Source organism: Streptomyces sp. Je 1-4 4N24 (genome assembly GCF_026239515.1).
GTDB lineage: Bacteria > Actinomycetota > Actinomycetes > Streptomycetales > Streptomycetaceae > Streptomyces > Streptomyces nigrescens.
In genome coordinates, this window is record NZ_CP110836.1 from 1,691,455 (window position 1) to 1,709,342 (window position 17,888).

At 70.1% G+C, this 17,888-nt stretch carries 16 protein-coding genes and 2 pseudogenes; 8 read left to right on the forward strand and 10 right to left on the reverse strand.

Annotated elements, in window-relative coordinates; translation table 11 throughout:
- The first annotated feature begins 8 nt into the window (after nucleotides 1-8).
- Together SLV14N_RS07120 and SLV14N_RS07125 are read left to right on the forward strand one after the other, a co-directional pair.
- Nucleotides 9-500: a protease inhibitor I42 family protein gene (locus SLV14N_RS07120; protein WP_208680251.1), complete on the forward strand. Its 492-nt coding sequence runs from the start codon at nucleotides 9-11 to the stop codon at nucleotides 498-500.
- A gap of 17 nt (nucleotides 501-517) precedes the next feature.
- Nucleotides 518-931 carry a hypothetical protein gene (locus SLV14N_RS07125; RefSeq protein ID WP_263268615.1) on the forward strand — a complete coding sequence of 138 codons (414 nt, stop codon included), beginning with the start codon at nucleotides 518-520 and terminating at the stop codon, nucleotides 929-931.
- 112 nt (nucleotides 932-1,043) lie between these two features.
- Here SLV14N_RS07125 and SLV14N_RS07130 read toward each other — a convergent pair whose 3' ends face one another.
- From SLV14N_RS07130 to SLV14N_RS07145, 4 genes are all read right to left on the reverse strand, one after another.
- Nucleotides 1,044-1,556 carry an O-acetyl-ADP-ribose deacetylase gene (locus SLV14N_RS07130; RefSeq protein WP_263268616.1) on the reverse strand — a complete coding sequence of 171 codons (513 nt, stop codon included), beginning with the start codon at nucleotides 1,554-1,556 and terminating at the stop codon, nucleotides 1,044-1,046.
- Between the two features lie 104 nt (nucleotides 1,557-1,660).
- Nucleotides 1,661-3,082 (reverse strand): NAD(P)/FAD-dependent oxidoreductase, encoded by a 1,422-nt coding sequence (locus SLV14N_RS07135; protein ID WP_208687754.1) that lies wholly within the window; start codon nucleotides 3,080-3,082, stop codon nucleotides 1,661-1,663.
- A 40-nt stretch (nucleotides 3,083-3,122) separates the two neighbouring features.
- Nucleotides 3,123-4,049: an inositol monophosphatase family protein gene (locus SLV14N_RS07140; protein WP_208680253.1), complete on the reverse strand. Its 927-nt coding sequence runs from the start codon at nucleotides 4,047-4,049 to the stop codon at nucleotides 3,123-3,125.
- Nucleotides 4,050-4,185: 136 nt separating this feature from the next.
- Nucleotides 4,186-6,051 (reverse strand): gamma-glutamyltransferase family protein, encoded by a 1,866-nt coding sequence (locus SLV14N_RS07145; RefSeq protein ID WP_263268617.1) that lies wholly within the window; start codon nucleotides 6,049-6,051, stop codon nucleotides 4,186-4,188.
- Between the two features lie 405 nt (nucleotides 6,052-6,456).
- Between SLV14N_RS07145 and SLV14N_RS07150 the strand changes: the two genes are divergently transcribed.
- From SLV14N_RS07150 to SLV14N_RS07160, 3 genes and pseudogenes are all read left to right on the forward strand, one after another.
- Nucleotides 6,457-7,353 carry a hypothetical protein gene (locus SLV14N_RS07150; protein WP_263268618.1) on the forward strand — a complete coding sequence of 299 codons (897 nt, stop codon included), beginning with the start codon at nucleotides 6,457-6,459 and terminating at the stop codon, nucleotides 7,351-7,353.
- 37 nt (nucleotides 7,354-7,390) lie between these two features.
- Nucleotides 7,391-8,155 carry a Sir2 family NAD-dependent protein deacetylase gene (locus SLV14N_RS07155; protein WP_263268619.1) on the forward strand — a complete coding sequence of 255 codons (765 nt, stop codon included), beginning with the start codon at nucleotides 7,391-7,393 and terminating at the stop codon, nucleotides 8,153-8,155.
- A 110-nt stretch (nucleotides 8,156-8,265) separates the two neighbouring features.
- Nucleotides 8,266-8,358 (forward strand): annotated as a pseudogene (locus SLV14N_RS07160) (transposase); the annotation flags it as partial.
- Between the two features lie 144 nt (nucleotides 8,359-8,502).
- Here SLV14N_RS07160 and SLV14N_RS07165 read toward each other — a convergent pair.
- Both SLV14N_RS07165 and SLV14N_RS07170 read right to left on the reverse strand, forming a co-directional pair.
- A complete protein-coding gene (locus SLV14N_RS07165) occupies nucleotides 8,503-9,213 on the reverse strand; it encodes a hypothetical protein (protein ID WP_263273428.1) in 711 nt (236 codons plus the stop codon).
- A 252-nt stretch (nucleotides 9,214-9,465) separates the two neighbouring features.
- Nucleotides 9,466-9,813, reverse strand: coding sequence for a MerR family transcriptional regulator (locus SLV14N_RS07170; RefSeq protein ID WP_208680257.1), 348 nt, complete (start codon nucleotides 9,811-9,813; stop codon nucleotides 9,466-9,468).
- Between the two features lie 61 nt (nucleotides 9,814-9,874).
- Here SLV14N_RS07170 and SLV14N_RS07175 point away from each other — a divergent pair, with 61 nt between their 5' ends.
- Complete coding sequence (locus tag SLV14N_RS07175; RefSeq protein WP_263268620.1) at nucleotides 9,875-10,441, forward strand: alpha/beta hydrolase; 567 nt, start codon at nucleotides 9,875-9,877, stop codon at nucleotides 10,439-10,441.
- Nucleotides 10,442-10,463: 22 nt separating this feature from the next.
- Nucleotides 10,464-10,873 (forward strand): annotated as a pseudogene (locus tag SLV14N_RS07180) (integrase core domain-containing protein); the annotation flags it as partial.
- Nucleotides 10,874-10,923: 50 nt separating this feature from the next.
- Here the strand turns inward: SLV14N_RS07180 and SLV14N_RS07185 are convergent.
- Both SLV14N_RS07185 and SLV14N_RS07190 read right to left on the reverse strand, forming a co-directional pair.
- Nucleotides 10,924-12,099 carry a protein-L-isoaspartate(D-aspartate) O-methyltransferase gene (locus tag SLV14N_RS07185; RefSeq protein WP_263268621.1) on the reverse strand — a complete coding sequence of 392 codons (1,176 nt, stop codon included), beginning with the start codon at nucleotides 12,097-12,099 and terminating at the stop codon, nucleotides 10,924-10,926.
- 603 nt (nucleotides 12,100-12,702) lie between these two features.
- Nucleotides 12,703-12,960 (reverse strand): hypothetical protein, encoded by a 258-nt coding sequence (locus tag SLV14N_RS07190; protein WP_208680260.1) that lies wholly within the window; start codon nucleotides 12,958-12,960, stop codon nucleotides 12,703-12,705.
- Between the two features lie 463 nt (nucleotides 12,961-13,423).
- Here SLV14N_RS07190 and SLV14N_RS07195 point away from each other — a divergent pair, with 463 nt between their 5' ends.
- Complete coding sequence (locus SLV14N_RS07195; protein WP_208680261.1) at nucleotides 13,424-14,659, forward strand: helix-turn-helix transcriptional regulator; 1,236 nt, start codon at nucleotides 13,424-13,426, stop codon at nucleotides 14,657-14,659.
- A gap of 631 nt (nucleotides 14,660-15,290) precedes the next feature.
- Here the strand turns inward: SLV14N_RS07195 and SLV14N_RS07200 are convergent.
- Both SLV14N_RS07200 and hydA read right to left on the reverse strand, forming a co-directional pair.
- Nucleotides 15,291-16,292 (reverse strand): TIGR03842 family LLM class F420-dependent oxidoreductase, encoded by a 1,002-nt coding sequence (locus SLV14N_RS07200; protein WP_208680262.1) that lies wholly within the window; start codon nucleotides 16,290-16,292, stop codon nucleotides 15,291-15,293.
- Nucleotides 16,293-16,303: 11 nt separating this feature from the next.
- Nucleotides 16,304-17,710, reverse strand: a complete 1,407-nt coding sequence (gene hydA, locus SLV14N_RS07205; RefSeq protein WP_208680263.1) for a dihydropyrimidinase — start codon at nucleotides 17,708-17,710, stop codon at nucleotides 16,304-16,306.
- Nucleotides 17,711-17,888: the final 178 nt, after the last annotated feature.

Here is a 17,888-nt window from a genome sequence, read left to right on the forward strand (position 1 = left end):
AGCGATCCATGATGCGTACTCAATTCCCGGACACCGCCCTTCGCCGGGCACTCACACCGGCACTCACCGCCCTCATCGTCCTCACCGCCCTCACGGGGTGCGGTCTCATCGGGCCCAGCACGTACGACACGGACGAGACCGCCATCGAGGCCGACTCCGGCGAGGAGTTCACGCTCTCCGTGCCCTCCAACGCCTCGCTCGGCGAACGCTGGTACGTGGCCGAGCCGAAGCCCGCCGCCCGTGTGGTGCGCGCGGCGGGCGAGGATCAGGAGAACTCGGGGAGCGAGGCGGACGGGGCAGGCGGCGGCAGCCAGCTCTTCCGCTTCAAGGCCGTCGGCCGGGGCAGCACCACGATCCGGCTGATCCACTGCCCTGTGCACGCCTGCATCGACCAGGGCGACGACTCGGCCACGGCTTCCCCGCCCCCGCCCGCCGGCTCCACGGCCGCACCGGCATCGAGCCGTCCGACCTACCACACCTACACCGTCACCGTGAAGTGACCGATTCCGAGACAGGTATGCATCCCTCACCTTCCCCGGGCAGGACCGACGACGAACTCGCCACGCTGGATGTCACGGCGCTGCTGCGCTACGGCATCGGATTCGGTGGCCCGCACCGCACCACGCTCTTCGGGGACGGGGCGGTGGGCGCCGCCGTCGTACTCGACCGGCAGCGCGTCCTTCCGCGCGCGGTCGCCTTCCTCGCCGAAGTCGTCCGCAGCGGCGGGGCCGGGTACGCCGCGGCGCTCCCCGAGCCGGTGCCGGGCGGCGCCGCGGCCCAACTGGTACGTGGCTGGCTGCAGTCGGCGGCGTCCGTGGTGCGTACCGTGGAAGGCGACCAGGACGTCGCCCGGTGGCTGCGGTCCGTCTCCACCCTCATGGCGCTCCGGCTCACCTACCGGACCAGGACCGCCGGACCCGGCACCGGCTGAGCCTGCGTTTCCGCAGGTCAGCAGCCGTAGCTCAGCACTCGTATCTCAGCGCCCGTAGCTCAGTGGAGGGAGCAGGCGCGCCTTCGCCACGCTGCACTCGTTTCTGCCGTAGTCAGTCGACGAGCGCAGCGAAGACCGCGTACGCCTGCTGGTCGAAGAGGACGAACCGCACCTCTTCCACTGCCGTCTCCGTATCCCGCACGGTCTCCACCGCGATGCGAGCGGCCTCCTCCATCGGCCACCTGTAGACGCCGGTGGAGATGGCCGGGAACGCGACCGTCCGCACGCCCAGCTCGTCAGCGATCCGGAGGGACTCCCGGTAGCAGGAGGCGAGCAGGGCGGAGCGGTCCTCGGTCTCGGAGTGGACCGGGCCGACGGTGTGGATGACCCAGCGGGCCGGCAGCCGGCCGGCAGTGGTGGCGACGGCCTGGCCGGTGGGCAGGCCGCGGCCGTACTGCGCGGCACGCAGGTCGCGGCAGGCGTCGAGGATCTCCGGGCCGCCGCGCCGGTGGATCGCGCCGTCCACTCCCCCGCCGCCGAGGAGCGACGAGTTGGCGGCGTTGACCACGGCGTCCACGGCTTGTTCGGTGATGTCGCCCTGGATGAGGGTGAGGGAGGTGCTCATGGTGGCTGAGCCTAGGCGGTGTCCAGCGGATCTGCGGCGAACGACGGGCGGGGGCGGGGTGCGGGGAGCCCGCCCGCACGGCGGGGCGCCGAACGGGCCGTTGGTCAGCGGCGGTTGGCGCGCAGACGGCGCCAGACCGCCTTGGCGGCGTAGTGGCCTGACATGCCGTGGACGCCGGGGCCGGGCGGGGTGGCCTGGGAGCAGAGGTAGACGGCGGGGTGCGCGGTTTCGTAGGGGACCCGGGCGAGCTTGGGGCGGATGAGCAGACGCAGACCGGCCGCGGAGCCGGTGGCGGTGTCGCCGCCGACGTAGTTGGCGTTGCGGGCGGCGATCTGGGGCGGGCCGGCGACCGCACGGGCCAGCACGAGGTCGCGGAAGCCGGGGGCGAAGCGCTCGATCTGCCGCTCGACGACGTCGGTGGCGTCGCCCTCCCAGCCGTGGGGGACATGGCCGTACGCCCAGAAGGTGTGCTTGCCCTCGGGGGCGCGGGTGGGGTCGATCAGGCTGGGCTGAGCGGTGATCAGGAAGGGGACGGAGGGGTCCTGGCCGTGGGTGGCGGCGTTGAGCGAGGCGCCGATCTCGCCGCTGGTGGGGCCGATGTGGACGGTGCCGGCGCGCTGGGCCTCCTTGGCCCTCCACGGCACCGGGGCGGACAGCGCGTAGTCGATCTTGAAGACGCTGGGGCCGTACTTCACCTCGCGGTAGGCGTTGCCCAGTCCGGCGATCCGGGCGAGCGCGGTCGGTGAGGTGTCGAAGACATACGCGCGGGCCGGCGGCAGATCGTCCAGCCGCTTGACCTCGAAGTCGGTGTGCACCACTCCGCCATGGGCGCGCAGCAGCCCGGCGAGCGCGTCGGAGATGGCCTGGGAGCCGCCGCGCGGCACCGGCCAGCCCTTGTGGTGCGCGGCGAGCGCGAACATCAGGGCCATACCGGAGGTCCCGAAGCCGCTGAGCGGGGCATTGGCGTGGGCGCCGAGCCCGGCGAGCAGCCCGCGGGCCTTCTCGTCCTGGAAGCGGCAGTTGAGGAGGCTGACCGGCTGCATCCCGACCAGGCCGAAGCGGGCGTAGGTCAGCGGGTCCTGCGGCAGGCCCAGCCACTGGGTGCGCAGGAAGTCGTGGGCCATGGTGTCCCACTTGCCGATGAAGGGCGCCATGAGCCTGCGGTAGGTGCCGGCGTCGCGCGGTCCGAGGGACATGGCGGTCTCGCCGACGGAGTGGGCGAGCACGGCGGCCGTGCCGTCCGGGAACGGGTGCGCCATCGGGAGGTCGGGGTGCAGCCATTCGAGGCCGTGGCGGTCCAGCGGCATGGCGGAGAAGGCGGGTGAGCCGATGCCGGTGGGGTGCACCGCCGAGCAGGGGTCGTGGCGGAAGCCGGGGAGGGTCAGCTCCTCGGTCCGGGCGCCGCCGCCGATGGTGCCGCGGGCCTCGAAGACCTCCACGGACATGCCGCGGCGGGCCAGTTCGACGGCCGCCGTCAGGCCGTTGGGTCCCGCTCCGATCACCACGGCATCGAGCATCCTCGGCACCTGCGCCACTCCCCTCACGTCCGGCCCTCGTCCTTGAGGGTCAGTTGGCGGCTGCCAGCAGTCCGAGGATACGCCGCGCCGTTTCGGCGTCCCGCGCCGCGGTGAAGGGCAGCGCGTTGCCGCCTTCGATACGGAACGGCTGTCCGGCGACCGTACCGCTGGCGCCGCCCGCTTCATGGACCAGCAGCAGCCCGGCCGCGTGGTCCCAGGCGTTCTCCCAGCTGAAGGCTATGGCGTCGATCTCGCCGCGGGCTATGTGCAGATACTCCAAGCCCGCCGAGCCGCAGGGGCGCGGGGCGATACCGCCGGTGTCCAGGGTGGCGAGCACCCGCTTCTGGTCGTCGTCGGTGAAGTCGTAGTGGGACGTGGCGACATCGAGGACCGCACCGGAGGACGGGCTGCCGGCCTGCAGCGGTACGCCGTTCAGCTGGGCGCCGGCGCCGCGGCGGGCGATGGCCATCAGGCCGAGTGCGGGGGCGTACGTCCAGGAGGCCAGCACCTCACCGCGGTGGGCGAGCGCCACGAGCGTGCAGAAACCGGGGTCGCCGTGCACGAACTGGCGGGTGCCGTCGACCGGATCGACGATCCAGACGGGGTCGTCACCGTGCAGTGCTTCGAGCACCCGCGGGTCGGCGTGCACCGCCTCCTCGCCGACGACCCGGGAGCCGGGCAGCAGGGCCGTGAGGGAGGCGGTGAGGTGCTCCTCGGCGAGCCGGTCGGCGACCGTGACGAGGTCGTGCGGCCCGTTCTTCTCGACGATGTCCTCGGCGGTGAGCTGCCGGAAGCGGGGCACGATCTCGTCGGCCGCGGCGCGGCGGACGGCGGCCTCGACGGCGGCCAGGTCCAGCACGGACAGGTCGAGCGACGGCTCGCCCGGGGCGGTGGCCGGGGTCGCGGCGGGCGGGGTGGCGGCAGTCGGGGTAATCGCGGTCTCTCCCGAATCTTGGGTACGAAGTGCTTCGATCATGTGTCCATCGAAACACGAGCCACTGACACGACGCCTGGACTCCAGGTGAATTCCGGATGCCGCGGCGGGCACGGCCGGGAGCCGGGCCGCCCGGTGCTCACCGGAGGCGTGCCCGTACCCGGCCCGGCGGAGCGCCTCAGCGCCCGACCGCGTACCCCTGCATGCCCCGCGGATTCGCCGCCGCGGACAGCACCCCGGACTCCGGGTCGCGCGCCACCGCGCACAGCCGCCCCTCGGACCAGGCGTCACCCACCGTGACGCGGTGACCACGCCGGCGCAGCCCGTCGATGGTCCCCTGCCCGATCCGGGACTCCACGGTCACGCTCCCCGGCCGCATCCCGCGCGGGAAGAAGGACCCGGGGAAGGAGTCGTTGTGCCAGTTCGGGGCGTCGACGGCGCCCTGCAGGTCGAGGCCGCTGCGGACCGCCCCGCGCAGCGCCACGGCCAGGAAGAAGTGCACCTGCCACTGGTCCTGCTGATCGCCGCCCGGCGTCCCGAAGGCCATCACCGGCACCCCGTCGCGCAGTGCGAGGGACGGGGTGAGGGTGGTGCGCGGGCGGCGCCCCGGGGTGAGCGAGTTGGGCAGGCCCTCCTCCAGCCAGGCCATCTGCAGCCGGGTGCCGAGCGGGAAGCCGAGCGCCGGGACGACGGGGTTGGACTGCAGCCAGCCGCCGGACGGGGTGGCGGAGACCAGGTTGCCCCAGCGGTCGACGACGTCGATATGGCAGGTGTCGCCGCGGGTGGCACCGTTCCGGTCGATCTCGGGGGCGACATCCGCCGGTACCGCGCCGGGGCCGGCCGCCCCGGGCACCCCCTGTGCGACGGTCGGCTCGCCCGCTCCGCTCCCGGCGACGCCCCGCGCGTCGAAGCCGTCCACGCCCGCCGCTGCCGCCGCCGCGTGCTTGCTCAGCCGCGGGGTGCGGCCGTCCGGGCTGCCGGGGCGCAGCTCGTACGAGGCCTGCGCGCCGATCAGGGCCCGGCGGTCGGCGTTGTACCCGTCGCTCAGCAGAGCGTCGAGCGGCACCTCGGCGGCGTCGCCGTACCAGGCCTCGCGGTCGGCCATCGCCAGCTTGCAGCCCTCGATGAGCAGATGGACGTACTCGGGGCTGCCGTACGCGGGCAACTCCGGTGGGAGCAGGGCGAGTTGCTGGAGGAAGGCGGGGCCCTGGGACCAGCCGCCGGCCTTGGCGACGGTCCAGCCGTTCCAGTCGTGGGTGACGGGCGCCTCGTAGGTGGCGGAGAAGGCGGCCAGGTCGTCGCCGGTGAGGGTGCCCGCATGGCGTTCACCGGAGGTGTCCATGGCGGGGCGGGCCACGAAGCCGGCGAGGGCCTCGCCGATGAAGCCCTCGCGCCAGATGCGGCGGGCGGCCTCGATCTGCGCCTCGCGGCCGGTCGCGGCGGCCTCCGCCTCGGCGGTCAGCCGGCGCCAGGTGGCGGCCAGCGGACGGTTCCTGAGCAGCCCTCCTGGGGCGACGGGCCGGCCGTCGGGGAGGTAGATCTGGGCGGAGGAGGTCCACTCCGTCTCGAAGAGCGCACGGACCGTCTCGACGGTCTCACCGATCCGCTCGACGGCGGGATGGCCGTGCTCGGCGTAGCCGATGGCGTACCGCAGCACCTCGGCGAGGGACTTGCTGCCGTGGTCGCGCAGCAGCAGCATCCAGGCGTCGAAGGCGCCGGGGACCGCGGCGGCGAGCGGTCCGGTGCCGGGCACCAGGTCGAGCCCCAGTGAGGTGTAGTGCGCCACGCTCGCACCGGCAGGCGCCGGGCCCTGGCCGCACAGCACCCGCACGGGCCCGTCCGCGGGGGCCAGGATGATCGGTACCTCACCCGCCGGTCCGTTCAGATGCGGCTCCACGACATGCAGCACGAACCCGGCGGCCACCGCTGCGTCATAGGCGTTTCCGCCGTCCTCCAGGACGGCCATCGCGGACTGCGACGCCAGCCAGTGCGTCGTGGAGACCATGCCGAAGGTGCCTTGGAGGGTCGGGCGGGTGGTGAACACGGTGACTCCTCGGGGTGCGGTGGGAAGGCGGTGCGGTGGGCGCGGGACGGCCGCTCCCGTCGGCCGGGCCCTTCGCGATCGTACGTACGGTCCACCGCGGCGGCGGGTCATACGTACGGCCCGCGGACACGGCAGAGGCCCTGCGCGGATGGCCGAGGAGACCCCTCGCCGGCCGAGGACACCCCTCGCCGGCCGAGGACACCCCTCGCCGGCCGGGGGAAGACCGCCCCGGCCCGCGGGCCATAGGCTCGTCCCCCGGCTCCGGCAGCCCGGCGTCCCCGATTCCCGGAGTCACTCCTACCCCCCGGCCCCCCGCCCCCCGAAAAAGCGAGGCGACACCCATGAAGCGCACCACGCTCCCCCGCTCCGCCGAGGGGCGTCCGCTGGGAAGGGCTGGCGCTGGGCGTGGACGGACCGGCCCGCCCGCCGCTGCGGGCCGAAGTCGCCGACGGGCGGCGGCTGGTGCTCTTCCAGGGAGACCAGGTCGTCCTGCTGGCGCGGCAGCGCGTCACCCATCGCGGGGTGCACTACGCGCGCACCGGCCGCTACGCCTCGCCGATACCTCCCTTGCGCGCCGAGACGGCCCGTACGTACCGGGAGGCCTGCCCGGACGACGACGCCTGGTTCGCCCGGTGGGCGCATCACTTCGCGAGTGCGCTGCGGGCGAGCGCCAACGGGCCGCTGCATGGAGGGGATTGGCAGCTCACCCGCGGCCTTCCCCCCAGGTGGGACATCACCCCGAACTGGGCACGGCTGCCGCAACACGACCCGGCCATCGGCCACATCACCTGGTTCGGCTACGGCGATCCCGAGGAGGACGCCCGTGACATGCTGCCGTTGCGCCCACTGCCCGGCCCCGACACCGCGCGGGTGAAGGCGTACCGGCGCCAATACCGTGAGGGCGTCCTGCCTCCGGTCCTCCTCTGGTGGGTGAGCGGCCTCGACACCTTCCTGGTGCTGGACGGTCATGACCGCCTCGCGGCCGCGCTCGCCGAGCACGGCCGCCCACACGTCCTCGCCCTGGGCCGGGAACTCCCGGACCAGTGGGCCACGCGCTACGCCCAGCCCCTGATCAGCCACCATGAGGAGCACGTCACCGGCCTGGAACGGGCACACGCCGAGTGCCCCCCGCTCGTCGAAACCCTGACCCGGGCGGCCGACAGACGGCTCGGGCAGCAGTTGCACGAGCTGGTCACCGCCCCGGACCGGACCTGCGCCTGGCCCCTCCCCGGCGGCGCCCCCGCCTGGGACGCACTCGCCCGGCACCACGCCCCCGGCTGGCACCCGGACACCGAAAACTGACACGACGCACCCCACAGGGACTGCGTACGCTCGCACCATGACCGGTACCACCCCCTCCCCCGACCAGCCGCCCCGCCGCCCCCTCGTCGCGATCCTCACCGGAGCGGGTGTCTCCACCGACTCCGGGATCCCCGACTATCGCGGGCCGAACGGGCTGTGGCGGCGGGACCCGGAGGCGGAGAAGCTGGTCACGTACGACACGTACATGGGCGATCCGGAGATCCGGCGGCGGTCGTGGCGGATGCGTCAGGAGAGCCCGGCGTTCCGGGCGCGGCCGAATGCCGCGCACGAGGCGGTGGCCAGACTGGAGCGGTCCGGGACCCCGGTGCGGGTGATCACGCAGAACGTCGACGGACTGCATCAGCGCGCCGGGATGCCCGAACGCAAGGTGCTCGAACTGCACGGCACTGTACGCAAGGTGACCTGCACCCGCTGTCATGCCCGGTCCTCGATGGAGGAGGCGCTGGCGCGGGTGGCCGCGGGCGAGCCGGATCCGGTGTGTCTGGTGTGCGGCGGGATTCTGAAGTCGGCGACGGTGATGTTCGGTGAGCGGCTGGACCCGCAGGTGCTCGGCACGGCACTGGGCGTGGCGAAGGCGGCGGAGATCTTCCTCGCGGTCGGTACGACGCTGCAGGTGCAGCCGGCCGCCTCGCTCGCGGGTGTGGCCGCCGAACACGGCGCACGGCTGATCATCATCAACGCCGCGCCGACGCCGTATGACGAGCTCGCCGCCGAGGTGATCCGCGAGCCGATCGGCAGTGCGCTGCCCCGGCTGCTGGAGGGGCTGGCGGCGCGACCGTGAGGCAGGGCAGCGGCTCCGAGGGAGGGGAAAGCGGCGTGCAGGGCAGGCATCACGGTGAGTACAAGGTGCCGGGCGGCAAGCTCGTGGTGGTCGATCTCGCGGTCGCGGGGAAGGGAACCCGTTCGGCAGGTGTCCAACGCCAGTACTCCGGGACCGCAGGACGGACGGAGAACTGCCGGGTCGGCGTCTTCCTCGCCTACGCTCCTCCCAGTGGTCACGCCAGCGGCCACCCCGCTTCGGCGTCCGGTCCAGGAGCAACGGCTCAACTCGTGCCCACTGCACATCACTTAACGACACACCGGGACCAACGATCGACTGATCCAAACGATTGCCTGGCCCGTTTGGTGCTACCGCCAGACCGCCGTGCGCCAGCGGAGGCCGGGGGTGAGGTGCTTCAGATAGCGGGCGTCGGTCACCGTGAAGGTGATGTCCGCATACGGTCGTTCCTCGAAGGGCCGGTCCATGATCAGCTTCCAACCGTCGTCCATCAATTCCCCCTCCTCCAACTCGACACCCTCGAGAGCCTCTTCCTCCTCTGCCAACTCCTCCTCGCTCAGCGGGTCTCCGTCGTTGAATCGGAGGACGTCGCTGCGCAGCGGCACGTTCCGCAGCGGGCTGACCTCATAGGAGGTGACGATCGAGGGGGCGTGCTGGATGAGGTGCTCCGCGGGGACGTCCACGGAGATGTATGCGGAGACCTCGTCGTGTCCGGAGCCGCGGCTCTTCCCGGGCACGTCCTTCGCGTGCCGGCGTGGTTCGAGAAGGGTCTGACCGTCGTACGACAGGAGGTAGCCGTCCTTGTCGATACGTATCTGTCGCCTGCAGTAGATCATCGGCTCCAGCTCGGGGCGCTGAGCGGTCACGAAAGGATCCTCGTCACCGAGTTCTGCGGTACTGGGGGCCTCGCCGTCCTCCGGGAACCAGGTCTCGAAAATCAATGAGACGGGGAAAGTCCGGCCCGTCGGGACGAAGAGGGAGTCGGGGTTGATGATGTGGACCCGCCCGCGGCAGGTGACGCCCTCCACCGCGTCGACGGAGATCGTATAGAGGTCGGTCATGGTTGCGCTCCCTTTGTGAGCGGGCTGCTCGACAGGCGAAGGTGACAGGAAGGAAGGCCACGAACAGGCAGTCATTTGATCACCGTTCCTTCATAGCAGCACCCTAACTGCGCCCACTGACACGCAAGTTGCGCGGCCTCCACGCCCGGCGTTCCGACTCCTCGGCCCGAACCGCGTGCGCTGGTCGCCAAGCACGCGGTGATCCAAACGGCACTGCCTGGATGTTGCTGGCCATGACGTTGTTGACACGCGTCAACCAACTGCGAGCTCGCTCAATCGTCGCCGGGTCTCGCGGAGTTCGGCTTGCCTTGCGTCGAGGTGGCTAGCCAAGGCGTCCAGCTCAGCCCGCAGGTCGGGGCACATCACGAGGTAAGTACCGTGATCGCCGGTGCGGGCGCAATCGAGATATCGCTGAATGACCGAGGTTCCCAAACCAGCAGAGATCATCATCCTGATCTGGGCTACGCGGGTGACATCGGACTCGGAGTAGTCCCGGTACCCGCTGCTGTTGCGAGCTGGGACCAACAGTCCTCGGTCCTCGTAGTGGCGTAGCGCTCGCGCGCTCACGCTGGTCAGCTCGGCGAGTTCGCTGATCAGCACCGTCGATTCCTCCTCATCGGCTTGACCTTCACGCTGACGTGAACCCATACCGTCCTGCGGCATGACAACTGGAACAACCCAGCGGCGTGCCTCGATCATCCACGGTTACGGCGCATCCCCCGAAGACCACTGGTTTGGCTGGCTTGCCGAGCAACTCAACGCGGACGGCATCCCGACCACGATCCCAGCTCTTCCGAACCCACAAGAGCCAGAGCCCGCGCAGTGGACGGAGGCCGTACGCGCCGGCTTGGGAGCCCCTGACGAGGGCTCGATAATCGTCGCGCACAGCCTGGGCTGCCTGACCGTGCTGCGCTCTCTGCGCTCACTTCCGGACCCCTGGCACCTTGGCACCCTCGTGCTGGTCTCCGGGTTCGTCGACCAACTGCCCGCACTCCCGGACCTGAACTCCTACATCGGAGACGGCTGTGACGTGGACGGGCTCAGCAACCACATCGGTCGACTCACGATCATCCGGTCTGACGCGGACCCGTACGTTCCGGCTGGTCACACCGACCGTCTTGCCGACCTGCTCGGGGCCTCTGCAGAAGTGGTTCCCGGAGCCGGTCACTTCCTCGCTTCTGACGGCGTCACTTCGCTACGCGAGGTTCTTGAAGCCATCGCGTCGTAATGGAGAGAAGAGGACTGCACACGTGGCCGACAACGGCCCCTGCTACCGCGCCGACGCGTTCGCCCGCGCACTGCTCAACTCCTGGCACCAACGGATCACCCCGTACACACCCCGCCACAACGGGAGAGTCGAGCGGTACAACCGGATCTTGGCCGAGGAGTTCCTCTACGCCAGGCTCTGGGCGTCCGAGACTGAGCGGACAGAAGCCTTGGGAGTCTGGAACATTCACTACAACTACCACCGACCCCGCTCCTCTGTGACCAGGCGCCTGCGGCTCGCCTACGGACGGGCGTCACCAGCCTCTCCGAACAGCACAGGGTGTGTTGTCCGAAGAGGCTGGTGACGCGGCTGGCTGGTGCGTCGGCCCTTCGTCGTATCCTCGGCCGTCCGCCGGCTGCCCGGCCACGCCAAGGCGGCCACAGCCGGACATGACAAGGCCACCGCCCACGCGCCACGGCGTCAACGCACAGACGGGGCCAGTCTCAAAGGGCCCAGGAGTCGGCCGGGTCGTCCAGCCACACCCTTTCGCCCTTGGCGGTCACGGTCAGACCGAACCGGGTCTGATCCGGCGTTCCGCGGTGGACCCACCATCGGAACGCCTTCTCCACCTCGTCCCAGAGCCGGCGGGGCCCTTGTTGCCACACCCGGGCCGTCTTCCCGTCGCGGAACTGCACACACGCCCATGAGTGGTCACTCAGGCTGTAGAACCAGACCGGCCGTGCGCCTTCGCTCTTCTCCGCCACGACGTACGAGCACTGGGGGACGCGGAGCCCCATGGCGAACCGCTCCGGGCCGAACTGGTCCCCGACGAACTCCGCTTCCGTGATCGTCGTGGACGATTCATCGCCGTCGGCCACGCTCCCCTCTACGTACTCAGAATGCGCCCGGTGGGCAATCCGCTGGGACCGGAGCTTCATGAACTCCACGGGGCCGGTGAACGTGCCGGACGCGCTCTGACCGTCCGGCGCCACGACCAGGCGGGCCACCGCGTCGGCGTGGCTGTAGTTCGTCCCCCACGGGGCCACGATGACGGCGCCGGGCCGGCACTGCTCCACCCACGCGAACGGGATGGACCGGAGACCACACGTAGCGATCACCCGGTCATACGGCGCCCCTTCCAGGCAGCCCTGGAACCCGTCGCCGTGGACGACGCGAAGGGGGATTCCCAGCCGCTCCACCGTCGCCATGGCGGCCGTGGCCACCGCCCGGTCCACCTCCACCGTGGTCACACACCCCGGCCCCGCACGATGGGCCATGAGCAACGCATTCCAGGTGGTAGCGGTGCCGATCTCCAGCGCCTTGTGGCCCGGCTGAAGGTCCAGATCCTGGAGCATCCGGAACACCACTGAGGGCATGGACGCGGAGCTGGTGGGGACGTGGCCCGGTGCGGTGCCGGTGTGCTTCCCGTCGTCCCACTGGGTGACGATCGGTACGTCGGAGTCCGCGTACTCCCGCCACTTGGCGGGATCGTCCGCCTTGGAAACGGCCACGCTCCGGCCTGCCTCCATGTCGAACGGCCACATGAGGTCCGGCAACACGGTGGACCGGGGAACGGCCGCGTACGAGGGGGCCCAGTCGGAGGAAAGGGCCCCTGAAGACATGAGGGCGCGCCCCAGCCCGTCCAGGCCGGGGCGCTCGTTGTGTGCGTTGGTGGTCACTGGTCAGGCAGCCTTGGGCGGGTTCGGCTGACCCGGGCCACCGTCAGGGGATGGAGGCTGATGCGGGCCGGGGTACGGCTCCCCGGGGAGCTTGTCGCCACCGTCGTTCGCAAGGACCATGATCACGTTTCCTCCTGGTGTTCTCTCAGTGATTGTTCACCCGGGCGGCCACCGCTGTCCGTGAGGCGGTCGCCCGGGGTCTTGCCCGCCCCCCTGCCGGGATCGCTCGACAACGCGGGGGACGCCGGATGGGGCATCCGGCAAGGGAACGGAGTCTCGGGGCTGTCCAGCGGGCGGCCTGCCGTTGTTGCGGTCCCGCATCCGGGCCAACAGGTCGGCCTTTCCGGCTCGTTGCCTGCCCGCGTTGCGGTCGTCCTTGACCACGGCGCTGGTCTGCTTCACATCGCCCGCGGCTTGCGGGCGCCAAGCGACCTACTCACTTCGTGCCACCTCCCTTCTGGGAGTGCGCAGTGGTCTCCACGGGTACGCCATCGTGTTGTGGGTGACGCCGGAGCAACACCCGGCAGTCCACCGCTCTGGTCTGGTCGCCGACCCGTTCGGCCGCCTCCAAATCACGTTCAAGCTCAGCGCACTTGGTACAGCTCACGGCATACCCCGCTTCCGGGCCCGCTGGAGCTTCGCCAGGGCCTGGAGCTGTCGTTCCTCGCGCTTCGTACCGGGCCGCAGGCGCGCGTACGCCACGCCCCAGATAAGGCCCGTGGGCCGCTCCAGGTCGACCATCAGGCCCTTCACCTCTCGGCCTACGGCCACCATGTCGGCGTCCCGGTCGAAGACGACAGTCCCCACCGTGACCTCTTCGGGTGATCTGAAGGACGCGGGTTGCGTCTCAGTCGTGGTCATTCCCGTACCTCCCTTCCGTGTGGATGGCCCGCGATTACGGCGTTACAGCTCCGGACGGTCAACGAGAGCCCGTCCCGGCGCGCCGACTCACTCTCCCGGTCGCAGGATTGGCACACGTCGCACCCAGGAACGGCGACGGGTTCCAGCTCCGGACCGGAAGACATCACGACGACCGGGGCGCGATCAGCGGCAGCCATCACGCACGCTCCACAACCCGGCCAGGGTGCGCTCCATGAGGGAACGACTCGGCGTCACGTACGGGTTACGCGGCGGCGCCGACGCATCCAGGTGCCACCGTCGTCTCTCCCACCGGAGGACCGTGGTGTCCAACGGCGTCAAGGCGCCGTCTTCCGCTGCTTCCGCGTCTCTGCCCGGATAACCTGCCATGACGGCCAGCATTCCGGCCCCCGTGTGCTTCCGGAGCAGCCTGCGTGTATGCCTCTGTGTAGGCCAGACTGGGGTCATGACTGGGGAGACCATCCAGGCAATGATCAGACGCCTCCGCAAAGCGCGCGGCTGGTCACAGGAACGTCTGGCGGAGAAGCTGAACGAAGTTGCCCGCGATCTGCCCATGCTGGGGCTGAATGCCTCCCTGAGTCGCCAGGACGTGTACCGGTGGGAGGCAGCGAAGCGGAAACCGCGCGAATGGCTGCCGGTCCTGGCTACCGCCTTAGGGGTATCCAGGGAGGAACTAGAGGCAGCGGCGGCTGTAGAGGATGCGACCGCCCCACCCGAACCGCGCACGGTGGACGACTTCCTCCCGCCCGGTGATCCGTTCGCCCCGCTGGTCGACGGTCTTGGCGGGCGGATCGGGCAATCCACGGTGGTGGACCTGGCCAACCGGGTGCACGGTCTTCGACTGGCGGACGATGTGGTGTACGGACGTGACCTGATCGGGCGCGCACGCCGTGACCTGAGATCCGCGGTGGACCTGTACCGAACGACCACGCACACAGCTGCCGTTGGGCGGGAGCTACTCCGAGGGATTGCCGAGCTGGCCCAGATTGTGGGTTGGGTGGCCAGTGACGCCGGAGAGTACGCGGAGGCGGAGAAGGTCTACCGACTGGGGCTCTCTGCCGCGCAGAAAGCCGGAGATGGCACCCTGGCGGGTCAGCTTCTGGGCACGCTCGCCTACCAGGTAGCCAATCAGGGTGATCCGCGTGAAGCCGTGGATATGGCGGTGGCCGCCGTTGACGCCGCCGGCCCGGACGCTCCGCCCCGCGCACGCGCGCTGTTCCTGGACCGCGTGGCATGGGCACACACCAGAGCCGACCGCCCTCAACAGGCGATTCAGGCACTGGGCAAGGCCCACGAAGCGCTCACGGATGAGCACGGCGCGGATGAGCCAGACTGGACTTACTGGGTGTCCGTGGAGGAGCTGGAAGTCATGGACGCCAGGGTCTACACCGAACTGCACAGGCCGCTCCGCGCCGTGCCGCTCCTGTCCCAGGTCTTGGATCGCTACGACGCAACACACGCACGAGAGTTGGCGCTCTACCTCTCATGGTTGGCGGTGGCCTATGCGGACGCCAACGAGCCGGAGGAAGCAGCAGCAACGGCTGAACGCATGCTGGCTCTGTCTACCGGCGGGGCCTCTGAGCGAACGGCAGACCGGGCGCGGGTCGTTCTTGAGAGCTTGAAGCCCTTCCGAAAGGTCCCGGAGGTAGCGGCGCTCCTCAGGGAGTACCCCGCCGCCTGAGGCACGGATATGGCTGTGGTCCCCTCCTGGATGCTCAGGAAGGGGTCGTCTTGCGTCGGGCCCAGGGCCCGGGTGGTCAGAATCTGAGGAGCTTCGCAGCGCCCAGGGCCCCCGTTTTGGCGTCAGCCCGGCACTCTCCGCGGCGTACCGGATGCCGCACTCCGTGCCGGCCAGATCGAGCCTAGGGTGGTCCGATGCCGCTTGCGGAAGTTACCTATGCGCCAGGTGTCGCTGAATCGAAGCTCCGAGAACTGGGTTCGGCGCTGCCGCACCTGGTGTCCAAGGCCGTGGCGTGTCCCGAGGAACCGTACGACGGGGCCTTGCAGCCGGGCGATGTGGAGATTCGCTTCCGGAGGCTGGGTCCGTTGGACCGGAGCGGTTTGGATGTGGTGATCGAGGTGAGGTCCAATTGGTTCGACAGCAGGGCCGCCAACCGCCAAGAACGCGTGGACATGCTTCACCAGGACGTCAGGACTGCGACCAGACTCCGTGACTTCGCCGTTTACTTGTCACTCCCGTCAGCTGCGTGGTCACAGGGAGGACTGAAGCAGCTCAACCCAGCTCACCGCGACTCACCACAAGATCAATTATCAGACACGGCCCCCAAGGGCTTGGTGCACACCAGGCCCGTTCAGCCGGCAAACGCCGGAAGGATCTCCGCTCCGTAGGCGTCGATGGTGGATTCCTTGGCGTCGTGCATGGCGTAGAGCGCGAACTGGTCCACGCCCAGCGTCTGGAGCTGCCGCAGCTTTTCGATGTGGGCGGCGGCCGGGCCCAGGAGACAGAAGCGGTCGACGATGGTGTCGGGCACGAAGGCGGTGTCCGGGTTGTCGGCCCGGCCGTGGTGGGAGTAGTCGTAGCCCTTGCGGGCCTTGATGTAGTCGGTCAGTTCGTCCGGCACCATGCCGGAGTGCTCGCCGTAGCGTCCGACGAGGTCGGCGACGTGGTTGCCGACCATGCCGCCGAACCAGCGGCACTGCTCACGGGCGTGTGCGAGGTCGTCGCCGACGTAGGCGGGGGCGGCGACACAGATCGTCACCTCGGCCGGATCGCGGCCGGCGTCCACCGCGGCCTTCCGTACGGCCTTGATCATCCACTCGGTGAGGAAGGGGTCGGCGAGCTGGAGGATGAATCCGTCGGCCAACTGGCCCGCCATGGCGAGGGCCTTGGGGCCGTAGGCGGCCATCCAGACCGGCAGTTTGCCGTTCTTGATCCAGGGGATCTGGATCCGGTGCCCGCCGACGTCCGCCGCCCGGCCCTCGGCGAGATCACGGATGACGCCGATCGACTCGCCCAGCCGGGCCAGGGTGTTGGGCGGGCGCCCGGCCACCCGCATCGCGGAGTCGCCACGCCCGATGCCGCAGACGGTGCGGTTGCCGTACATCTCGTTGAGGGTGGCGAAGGTGGAGGCGGTGACCTCCGGTGTGCGGGTGGAGGGGTTGGTGACCATCGGGCCGACGATCAGACGCTCGGTGTGCTCCAGAACGCGGCTGTAGATGACGAACGGTTCCTGCCACAGCACGGTCGAGTCGAAGGTCCAGCCGTAGCGGAAGCCGTTGCGCTCGGCACGGCGCATCAGGGACACAACGGCGGAAGCGGGCGGGTCGGCCTGCAGGACAACTCCGAAGTCCACAGCGGCACTCCTTAGATGAGGTACTGGCAGGTGCCGCGCGGGATGTACTGCCCGTGTCCCGCGCGTCCGGTGAACTGCCGTCGGTCGAGGACGAGTTCACCCCGGGAGAGGACGGTTTCGACCTGCCCGGTGAGCTGTTTGCCCTCGTACGGCGAGTAGTCCACGTTCATGTGGTGGGTCTCGGCGGAGACGGTCTGCTCGACGGTGGGGTCGTAGATGACGATGTCGGCGTCGGAGCCGGGGGCGAGGGTGCCCTTCTTCGGGTAGAGGCCGAACATCCGGGCCGGGGTCGCGCAGGCGATCTCGATCCAGCGGCGGCGGCTGATCCTGCCCTCCACGACCCCTTGGTGGAGGAGGTCCATCCGGTTCTCCACGCCCGGCATCCCGTTGGGGATCTTGGAGAAGTCGCCGCGGCCGAGCTCCTTCTGCCCCTGGAAGCAGAACGGGCAGTGGTCGGTCGAGACCACCTGGAGGTCGTTGGTGCGCAGCCCGCGCCACAGCGCCGCCTGGTGCTCGCGCGGCCGCAGCGGCGTGGAGCACACATACTTGGCGCCCTCGAAGTCCGGCTCGGCGAGGTTGTCGGTGGACAGGAACAGGTACTGCGGGCAGGTCTCGCCGAAGACGTTCAGCCCCTTGTCGCGGGCCTGGGCGATCTCGGCGAGGGCTTCCTCGGCGGAGACATGGACGACATAGAGCGGGGCGCCGGCCACCCGCGCCAGCTGGATGGTGCGGTGGGTGGCCTCGGCCTCCAGGAGGACCCGGCGGACCTCGCCGTGGTAGCGCGGATCGGTCCGGCCCGCGGCCAGCGCCTGTTCGACGAGGACGTCGATGGCGATGCCGTTCTCGGCATGCATCATGATCAGCCCGCCGTTGTCGGCGGACTGCTGCATGGCGCGCAGGATCTGTCCGTCGTCGCTGTAGAAGACGCCGGGGTAGGCGGTGAACAGCTTGAAGGAGGTGACGCCCTCCGCCACCAGGAGGTCCATCTCCTTGAGGGTGTGCTCGTTGACGTCCGAGAGGATCATGTGGAATGCGTAGTCGATGGCGCACTGGGCGTCGGACTTGGCGTGCCAGGCATCCAGGCCGGCGCGCAGCGACTTGCCGCGGGACTGGACCGCGAAGTCGATGAGGGTGGTGGTGCCACCCCAGGCAGCGGCGCGGGTCCCGGTCTCGAAGTTGTCCGAGGAGAAGGTCCCGCCGAAGGGGAAGTCCAGGTGGGTGTGGGCGTCGACGCCCCCTGGGATGACGTATTTGCCGGTGGCGTCGATGACACGGTCCGCCGCCCCGGCCCAGCTGTCCGCACCGGGGCTGCCGTGCGCCGCGAGGGCGGCGACCCGGCCGTCCTCCACCAGGACATCGGCGTGGACCTCATCGGCGGCGGTGATCACCAGTCCGCCCTGAACGACCGTACGGCTCACAATCCTGCTCCCTTCCACACCAGCGACATCGGCGGCACGGGAAGGCGGAGCTCGACGCGCACCATCCCCTCGGCAGGTCTGCTCCGCTGACGCCACGCCACAACCGGTCTACACCCGTAGATCACGGTCGAGAAGGAGACCGTAGAAGCATGTCACCCACGGTGGCAATACCGTGACC